Below are 7,390 nucleotides of genomic sequence, written 5' to 3' on the forward strand. Positions count from 1 at the left end.
AATGTCATGAGCGATGAACGTCCCTTAAACGTCCTGTTCCTGTGCACCGGCAATTCCGCGCGATCGATCATCGCCGAAGCGATCCTGAATCGCGAAGGGATGGGGCGCTTCAAGGCCTTTTCCGCCGGAAGCGACCCGAAGGGAGAGGTCCATCCCTTCACGCTGCATCTGCTCGAAAAGCTCAACCACAAAACTGACCAGCTCCGTTCCAAGAGCTGGGAGGAATTTTCGGGACCGGACGCGCCGAAGCTCGATTTCGTCTTCACCGTCTGCGACAATGCCGCCAACGAAGTCTGCCCGGTCTGGCCCGGGCAGCCGCTGACGGCGAATTGGGGCGTGCCCGATCCCGTCGCGGTCGATGAAAGCGATGCGGTTCAGCACGCCGCTTTCTTCGACACCTATCGGATGTTGTTCAACCGCATCTCGCTTTTCACCAACCTGCCATTCGATGGGCTCGACAAGCTGAGCCTTCAGTCGCGCCTCGACCGCATCGGAAAAGAACAAGGCCGTACCGAGATCCGCCCACAGGAAGAGCCTGCCGCATGACCCCGGTCGTCGACATCGTGATCTACCACAATCCGGAATGCGGCACCTCCCGCAACGCCCTGGCCATGATCCGGAATGCAGGCATCGAGCCGCACATCGTCGAATATCTGAAGACGCCGCCGAGCCGCCCTCTGTTGGAACAGCTCATGCGCCGGGCCGGAATCACCCCCCGCGACCTGCTCAGACGGAAGGGGACTCCCTATTCCGATCTGGGACTGGATGATCCCGGCCTCACGGACGGGCATCTGATCGATGCGATGATGGACCACCCGATCCTGATCAACCGGCCGCTGGTCGTGTCTCCTTTGGGCGTCAGGCTCTGCCGTCCTTCCGAAGAGGTGCTGGATCTTCTGCCGGTCGGGCAACGGGGAGCATTCGTGAAGGAGGATGGACAACGGGTCGCGGCCGAGGACGGCAGCCGGATCGAAGAAAAGGCCAGCTGATGTCGACGATCGCAACGGAGGTCCCCGCCAAGGGGATGAGCGGGTTCGAACGCTATCTCAGCCTTTGGGTGGCCCTGTGCATCCTGGTCGGCATCGCGCTCGGGCACGCATTGCCGGGAGTCTTCGCTGCGATCGCCGCCGCCGAGATTGCGCGGGTGAACCTGGTCGTCGCGGGGCTGGTCTGGCTGATGATCATCCCGATGCTGCTGAAGATCGACTTCGCCTCGCTCGGATCGGTGCGGCAGCACTGGAAGGGCGTCGGCGTCACCCTCTTCATAAATTGGGCGGTGAAGCCCTTCTCCATGGCCGCGCTGGCCACCTTGTTCATCGGTTGGCTGTTCGCGCCCCTTTTGCCCCCAAGCGAAATTTCTTCCTACATTGCCGGCCTCATCCTGCTTGCCGCCGCGCCATGCACCGCCATGGTGTTCGTCTGGTCGAACCTTTGCGAAGGCGAACCCAGCTACACGCTCAGCCAGGTCGCCCTGAACGACGTCATCATGATCTTTCTGTTCGCGCCGCTCGTGGGCCTCCTGCTTGGCGTGGCGGCCATCACCGTCCCATGGGACACGTTGCTGCTGTCGGTGCTGCTCTACATCGTGGTGCCCGTCATCATCGCCCAGGCTCTCCGCAGGGCCTGTTTCGCGAGCGGCGGTCAAGCCGCGCTGGATCGCCTGCTGGCCGCATTGGGACCCGTGTCGCTGGTCGCGCTCCTGACCACCTTGGTGCTGCTCTTCGGTTTCCAGGGGGAACAGATATTGGCGCAGCCGCTCGTCATCCTGCTGCTGGCCGTGCCCATCCTGATTCAGGTCTATTTCAATGCGGGTCTGGCATATTGGCTCAGCCGGAAGTTCGGCGTGGCCTGGTGCGTGGCTGCGCCTGCCGCCCTGATCGGCGCGTCGAACTTCTTCGAGCTGGCGGTGGCCGCGGCGATCAGCCTGTTCGGCTTGAATTCGGGAGCAGCTTTGGCGACCGTCGTGGGCGTTCTGGTCGAGGTTCCGGTGATGCTCTCGGTCGTCGCCCTCGTGAAGCGGACCCGGCCCTGGTATGAAGGGCGGGCCGCGTGAGGCTGAGGACTCTGCCCGATCCGACCCATCTCCCTGCACTGAGCGCCGAATTTGCCAATGAGCGGCCGGCCGCGGCTCTCGGCCCGCCCGACCCCGCACCGCGGATACTCTTGCTGTACGGCTCGCTGCGGGAAAGATCCTATTCACGGCTCTGCGTAGAGGAGGCCGCGCGGCTGCTCCGCTATTTCGGGTGCGAAACGCGAATCTTCGATCCGTCCGACCTGCCTTTCCCGGACCAGATTGCCCAGGATGGCCACCCGGCCGTGCAGGAACTCCGCGAACATTCGATATGGTCGGAAGGGCAAATATGGTGCAGCCCGGAGCGGCATGGTCAGATCACCGGCCTGATGAAGACGCAGATCGATCATCTTCCGCTGACGATGGGCGGAATCCGGCCGACGCAAGGGCGAACATTGGCCGTGATGCAGGTCTCTGCAGGATCGCAGTCGTTCAACAGTGTGAACACCCTGCGCATCCTGGGCCGGTGGATGCGGATGTTCACGATACCCAACCAATCCAGTGTCGCCAGAGCCTTTCAGGAATTCGACGAAGCGGGCCGGATGAAAGCCTCAAGCTATTATGATCGCATCGTGGACGTCGTGGAGGAACTTGTCCGTTTCACCATATTGCTGCGCCCTCATGGCCGCCAGCTCGTGGATCGCTACTCGGAGCGGAAAGCCGCACGACAGCCCACCGATCGCGATGTGGAAACGGTGCTGCGCTCCACGGCCGATGTCGCACCGCCTTCGCAGGCCGTCATGCCGCGTCGTGGAAGATGATGCCGAGCGTGTGGCGGTGGCCGTGTCGCAACCTGCTGACGCCGTGCCGCATGTTGACGCGATAGTCGCCGCGTGTCCCCTTTTGTGGCCGGTGATTGACGGCGAAGACCACGCCGTCCCCCTTCTCAAGGGGCACGATTTCGGCACGCGACTGCATGCGCGGACGCTGCTCGGTCAGGATGAACTCGCCGCCCGTGAAGTCCTCGCCGGGCTCCGACAGAAGGATCGCGACCTGTAGCGGGAAGACATGCTCGCCATATAGATCCTGGTGGAGGCAATTATAATCGCCTTCGCCATAGCGGAGCAGCAAGGGTGTCGGACGGACCTGGCCGGCCGCATGGCAGCGATCGAGGAAGGCGCGGTGGTTTTCGGGAAAGCGGACGTCGAGCCCGAGTCTTTCGTGCCAGGCATTGGCCAGCGGAACGAGCCTGGAATAGAGGCTGGTCCGCAGGTTCGCGACGAGCGGCGGCAATGGATAAGCGAAATAGCGATATTCGCCTTTGCCGTAATTGTGCCGGGCCATGATCACCCGGCTGCGGAAGCCTTGCTCCCGATCATAGGATGCGGCCGCCGCGTCGCACGCTTTGTGCGTCAGCAGTCCCGGCAAGATGGCCCAGCCCCAGGCATCCAGATTCGCCTGGATCCCATGCCAATCCTGCGCGTCGATGCGCGTGTCGATCATTCCATCCTCCTGCAGGACCAGCTTAGAAGCAGGCGGAGCCGATTCCACTCCGAACCTTGCTTCCAAACCAGCGTCGGAACCCAAGGGCGAAGGAACGGACCGCGGATACTGCAACTGGCAGCGGACCAACGGCATCATGGCAATGACTGCCGCAGCCTAAGCGGCCTCCTCAACCCTGGGCGTTCGGGCCCATGGTCGGCAGCCAGACCCGCAGCCGCTCGATCGCTTCCTTCACCAGCTCCGTCGACACTGCGAAGCTCATCCGGACGAACCGATGGCCGTCGACCGGATCGAAATCCAGTCCCGGCGTGATCGCGACGCCCGTGTCGCGCAGCAATTTCTCGCAGAAGCTCAGGCTGTCATTGGTAAGATGGCCGACCGACACATAGACGTAGAAGGCGCCGTCCGGGGGCGCGATATTGCCGAGGCCCAGGCCCGGCAACGCCTCGAGCAGCAATTCGCGGTTGCGGCGATACGTGTCGATATTGGCCTCCAGCTCATCGCGGCAGTCGAAGGCGGCAAGGGCGGCATGCTGGCTGAGCGATGGAGGTGTCAGGAACATGTTGCCCATTCGCGCCTTGGCGCCTTCGAGATGATCGTCCGGAACGACCAGCCAGCCCAATCGCCACCCCGGCATGCTGAAATATTTGGAGAAGCTGTTGATGACGAAGGCGCTTTCATCATAGCGCAGGATCGAATGGGTCGGCGCGCCGTAGCTCAGTCCATGATAGATTTCGTCCGACAGGATGCGGATCTTGCGGTCGCGGCAGACCTCGGCAAGAGCCTTGAGTTCGTCGGGCGGAATGATCGTTCCCGTCGGATTGGCGGGACTGGCGACAATGACCCCTTCCGGGGCCGGGTCGAGCGCAGCGATCATGTCGGCGGAGAGCTGGAAGCGCGCAGCCTCCTCGCATTCGAGTTCCAACGGGTTGATGTGCAAGGTCTTAAGGCCGTTGCGATAGGCGACATAGCCGGGCCGGGCGAGCGCCACCGTGGCGCCGGGCCGGAAGGCGGTCGCGAGGGCCAGGATCAGGGCGGGCGAGGCACCGCAGGTCAGCAGGATGGCGTCGGGATCGACCGCAATGCCTTCCCGCTCACGATAGAAATGGGCGATGCGCTCGCGAAGCTTGGGACTCTCCCAATAGCCGAGCGTGTCCTTGTCGAGCATCTCGTGCGCCTTCGCGATGGCGGCGGAAGGCGCTCCCGTCGAAGGCTGTCCGAATTCCATATGGATCACCGAACGGCCCTCCGCCTGCAACGCATAAGCGAGCTTGGCGACGGCCATTGCGTGGAACGGATCTATCGAAAAAGACAATGTCATCCCCTAGTCAGCCGCGGCGGAGCGATCCTGCCGGGGATGCCGGGCTTCGCCGGTTCGGTCCAGACCCATTTTCGACGTTGCGGCCGTCCGCGAGGCCAGAAAATAAGAGGCGGGCCCGTCAGTTATGATTCCGCTTTGCCTTGGCGATGGCGTTGACGAGCGGCTGATTGTTGGGCCGCTGCTTGGCTTGCCGTCGCACCACCTGGGGAGCAGCACGGGGCGTGCGGATGCGTTGCGGTGCCGGCACCTGCGGCCCCTGAACGCCGGGCTTGGGCTTCGCCTTCAGGCTCCACTTGGTGCCGATGACCGGCGCCGCCGCCGGCGCGCTGGCCTCGGCCGCCGGCGGTTTGGCGGCAACTGGCGGATCGGCGGCAGCCGGTGCGGCCGGCAGTCCCAGGGCGCCGAGCAAGAGCAATATTGACGCCTTTTTCATTATTGTGTCCGTCCCTGCGCAGCGGCTGGATCGCCATTTTACGGACAAGCGGACCGGCCGGCAACCGGCAAGGCGATGCGTTCGCCATCGGCTGAGCGTCGCCGTACGAATATATGCTGGACTGGTCGGCGGCGAAGCATAGAATGAATCGCCTGTGCGGAGGCCCGCTTATGCCAAGGAAGATCGGATTATCGGTGCTGGCCGGAGCGGCCTGCGCGATCGCCTTGCCTGCACCGGCCTTGGCGCAGGACCAGCGAACGCCGGTGATCGCGACCGATTGGTCGCTCAGGCATTCCACGTCGAAGGCCAGACCGGCGCGCCGCGGCGCCCCGGCGACCCGGCCAAAATCCGCTTTCCAGGCGCGGCAACATCAGGGCGTGCGCGCGGGCGCTCGCGTGACGAACCGTGGTGGCAGGAGCGGCAAGAAGGCCCAGGTTGCGGTGGCGCTTCCTTTCTGATGCTTTCGTCCAGCCCGATTTGCCGCCCCGAAATGCGATCCTAGGCATTGGCGATGCTGGCCATCCTGAAGCGCCGCTATCTCGACATTTTGGCGTCGGTCTACATCTATAATGAACATCGCGGCTATAGCAGCCTCGATCGTGTGCTGGAGGCCGTGCGTGCCCGCTGTCCCGACGATGTCGGTTTCATCAGCGAGGTCGAAAAGCATCGCGCCGATGAACGCAAACATTATCTGATGTTCCGCCGCTATTTCGAGAATCGCGGCGAAATGCCCTATGCCGTGGACCGAACCTGCGGTCATATCGACCGATTGATCAAGATGAGCTTCGGCTGTCATATCGACGAGCTCGACACCGGTGCCGTGGTCGCCGATGGCGCGCTGTTCAGCAAATTGTGCCGGATCATCATGCTGACGGAAATCAGGGGCATGAACCAGATCGATATCCTGCTGGACAATGAGCTCGTGAAGGCGGATCGGGCACTTGTGAAGATTTTCAAAGTGGTCGAGCGGGACGAACCATCCCATTGGATGCCTTACGAGGCATGGCTGCGCCGCAACGGCGACGCCAAAGCCAGGCTTTCCGAACGGCTGGCCGACTTCTGGGTGCATCGCAGCCTCATCTTCGCCAAACTGCCCTTGCTCTTTCTCGACCGGCGCCTCCCGCGCCGCGAAGACTGGTACGATGCGGCGGACCGACGGGGCCCGCTTCCGGCGTGACGAAATCTGTCGACATGCCCAGGGGCCCCAGCTTCCTGCCGCCTCCCGACGGGTCGCGCGATCCGCGCATCGACGATCCCACCAACCGCTGGCTGATCCATCTCCTCGGGCGGCTGCTGCTGCCGCTCGCGTTGCGATTCCGTGTCTCGGCCAATGCAGTCTCCGTTACGGGTCTGATTCTCGGCGCCGCCGCGGCCTGGTCCTATCTGGACTGGCGGGACGAGAACCGGGCATTGCTCGGCTTCCTCCTTTGCATCGCCTGGCTGATCGCCGACGGTCTCGACGGCATGATCGCGCGAGCCACAGCCACGGCAAGCCCGTTGGGACGCATCCTCGACGGCCTGTGCGATCATGGCGTCTTCTGCTTGCTCTATGTCGCATTGGCTCATTCGATCGGCACCTGGGAGGCTTGGGGCCTCGGCGCGCTGGCCGGTATCGCCCATGCCGTCCAATCTACGCTCTATGAGGGCGAAAGAGTGAGATTCCACCGGCGGCGCCGCGGGGATCCGGGCGAAATGCGCCGGACCATATCGCGCAATCCACTCGTAAGGCTCTATGACGCCGTCGCGCTTGCGCCCGATCGCTGGAGCGAACCGTTCGATGCGATGTTGCGGAACGCGCGGGATCCGGAGCGCGTGGGCCGCATCTATTGCGATGCCGCCGTGCCGGCGCTGAAGCCGATGTGGGCCCTCAGCGCCAATATGCGCATACTCGCCATCTTCCTCGCCTGCCTCGCCGGGAATCCTTTGCTGTTCTTCTGGCTGGAGCTGGTGCCGCTCTCGCTGGTGCTGGTTATCGGACTCCTTTGGCACAGAAACATCGAAAAGCGGATGGTCCGCGCCTATGGAAACGGCCGGTCCACGTCCGCCGCTTTCGATCCCCCTCCGACGCATATTTGAGTGAAAGGCCACTTCATGACGATCAACACCGCCATCATTGGCGTGG

General features: G+C 63.3%; 10 protein-coding genes. 7 read left to right on the forward strand and 3 right to left on the reverse strand.

The features are described 5' to 3' along the window. Nucleotides 1-6 precede the first annotated feature (6 nt). Genes RQX22_RS17430 through arsH form a run of 4 tightly spaced genes read left to right on the forward strand, consistent with a single transcriptional unit; the run spans nucleotide 7 to nucleotide 2,832 of the window. Nucleotides 7-546 (forward strand): arsenate reductase ArsC, encoded by a 540-nt coding sequence (locus RQX22_RS17430; protein ID WP_315728198.1) that lies wholly within the window; start codon nucleotides 7-9, stop codon nucleotides 544-546. Continuing rightward, nucleotides 543-989, forward strand: coding sequence for an arsenate reductase (glutaredoxin) (arsC, locus tag RQX22_RS17435; protein ID WP_315728200.1), 447 nt, complete (start codon nucleotides 543-545; stop codon nucleotides 987-989). The genes RQX22_RS17430 and arsC overlap by 4 nt, the downstream gene beginning before the upstream one ends. Further along, nucleotides 989-2,053: an ACR3 family arsenite efflux transporter gene (gene arsB, locus RQX22_RS17440; protein ID WP_315728203.1), complete on the forward strand. Its 1,065-nt coding sequence runs from the start codon at nucleotides 989-991 to the stop codon at nucleotides 2,051-2,053. Before arsC ends, arsB begins: the two co-directional genes overlap by 1 nt. Further along, a complete protein-coding gene (gene arsH / locus RQX22_RS17445) occupies nucleotides 2,050-2,832 on the forward strand; it encodes an arsenical resistance protein ArsH (RefSeq protein WP_315728205.1) in 783 nt (260 codons plus the stop codon). The genes arsB and arsH overlap by 4 nt, the downstream gene beginning before the upstream one ends. Here the strand turns inward: arsH and RQX22_RS17450 are convergent. From RQX22_RS17450 to RQX22_RS17460, 3 genes are all read right to left on the reverse strand, one after another. After that, a complete protein-coding gene (locus RQX22_RS17450; protein ID WP_315728206.1) occupies nucleotides 2,810-3,514 on the reverse strand; it encodes a 2OG-Fe(II) oxygenase in 705 nt (234 codons plus the stop codon). The genes arsH and RQX22_RS17450 overlap by 23 nt on opposite strands. A gap of 169 nt (nucleotides 3,515-3,683) precedes the next feature. Next, nucleotides 3,684-4,799 carry a pyridoxal phosphate-dependent aminotransferase gene (locus RQX22_RS17455; RefSeq protein WP_410001660.1) on the reverse strand — a complete coding sequence of 372 codons (1,116 nt, stop codon included), beginning with the start codon at nucleotides 4,797-4,799 and terminating at the stop codon, nucleotides 3,684-3,686. 154 nt (nucleotides 4,800-4,953) lie between these two features. Further along, complete coding sequence (locus RQX22_RS17460; RefSeq protein ID WP_315728209.1) at nucleotides 4,954-5,268, reverse strand: hypothetical protein; 315 nt, start codon at nucleotides 5,266-5,268, stop codon at nucleotides 4,954-4,956. Between the two features lie 170 nt (nucleotides 5,269-5,438). Between RQX22_RS17460 and RQX22_RS17465 the strand changes: the two genes are divergently transcribed. From RQX22_RS17465 to RQX22_RS17475, 3 genes are read left to right on the forward strand one after another with little or no spacing between them, the layout of a single operon-like run. Beyond that, on the forward strand, nucleotides 5,439-5,726 hold the full coding sequence (locus RQX22_RS17465; protein WP_315728211.1) for a hypothetical protein: 288 nt from the start codon (nucleotides 5,439-5,441) through the stop codon (nucleotides 5,724-5,726). Nucleotides 5,727-5,779: 53 nt separating this feature from the next. Continuing rightward, the gene (locus tag RQX22_RS17470) at nucleotides 5,780-6,445 is read left to right on the forward strand and encodes a ferritin-like domain-containing protein (RefSeq protein ID WP_315728213.1); all 666 of its coding nucleotides are present in this window, start codon (nucleotides 5,780-5,782) and stop codon (nucleotides 6,443-6,445) included. A 14-nt stretch (nucleotides 6,446-6,459) separates the two neighbouring features. Beyond that, nucleotides 6,460-7,344 carry a CDP-alcohol phosphatidyltransferase family protein gene (locus tag RQX22_RS17475; RefSeq protein WP_315728215.1) on the forward strand — a complete coding sequence of 295 codons (885 nt, stop codon included), beginning with the start codon at nucleotides 6,460-6,462 and terminating at the stop codon, nucleotides 7,342-7,344. The last annotated feature ends 46 nt before the right edge of the window (nucleotides 7,345-7,390 follow it).

This window comes from Sphingosinicella rhizophila, assembly GCF_032378825.1.
Lineage (GTDB): Bacteria > Pseudomonadota > Alphaproteobacteria > Sphingomonadales > Sphingomonadaceae > Allosphingosinicella > Allosphingosinicella rhizophila.

Bases quoted from the DNA above. Each gene is read 5' to 3' on its own strand.
- RQX22_RS17430 (WP_315728198.1), top strand. From the start codon at position 7: ATGAGCGATGAACGTCCCTTAAACGTCCTGTTCCTGTGCACCGGCAAT.
- arsC (WP_315728200.1), top strand. From the start codon at position 543: ATGACCCCGGTCGTCGACATCGTGATCTACCACAATCCGGAATGCGGC.
- arsB (WP_315728203.1), top strand. From the start codon at position 989: ATGTCGACGATCGCAACGGAGGTCCCCGCCAAGGGGATGAGCGGGTTC.
- RQX22_RS17450 (WP_315728206.1), bottom strand. From the start codon at position 3,514: ATGATCGACACGCGCATCGACGCGCAGGATTGGCATGGGATCCAGGCG.
- RQX22_RS17455 (WP_410001660.1), bottom strand. From the start codon at position 4,799: ATGGCCGTCGCCAAGCTCGCTTATGCGTTGCAGGCGGAGGGCCGTTCG.
- RQX22_RS17460 (WP_315728209.1), bottom strand. From the start codon at position 5,268: ATGAAAAAGGCGTCAATATTGCTCTTGCTCGGCGCCCTGGGACTGCCG.
- RQX22_RS17465 (WP_315728211.1), top strand. From the start codon at position 5,439: ATGCCAAGGAAGATCGGATTATCGGTGCTGGCCGGAGCGGCCTGCGCG.
- RQX22_RS17470 (WP_315728213.1), top strand. From the start codon at position 5,780: ATGCTGGCCATCCTGAAGCGCCGCTATCTCGACATTTTGGCGTCGGTC.
- RQX22_RS17475 (WP_315728215.1), top strand. From the start codon at position 6,460: ATGCCCAGGGGCCCCAGCTTCCTGCCGCCTCCCGACGGGTCGCGCGAT.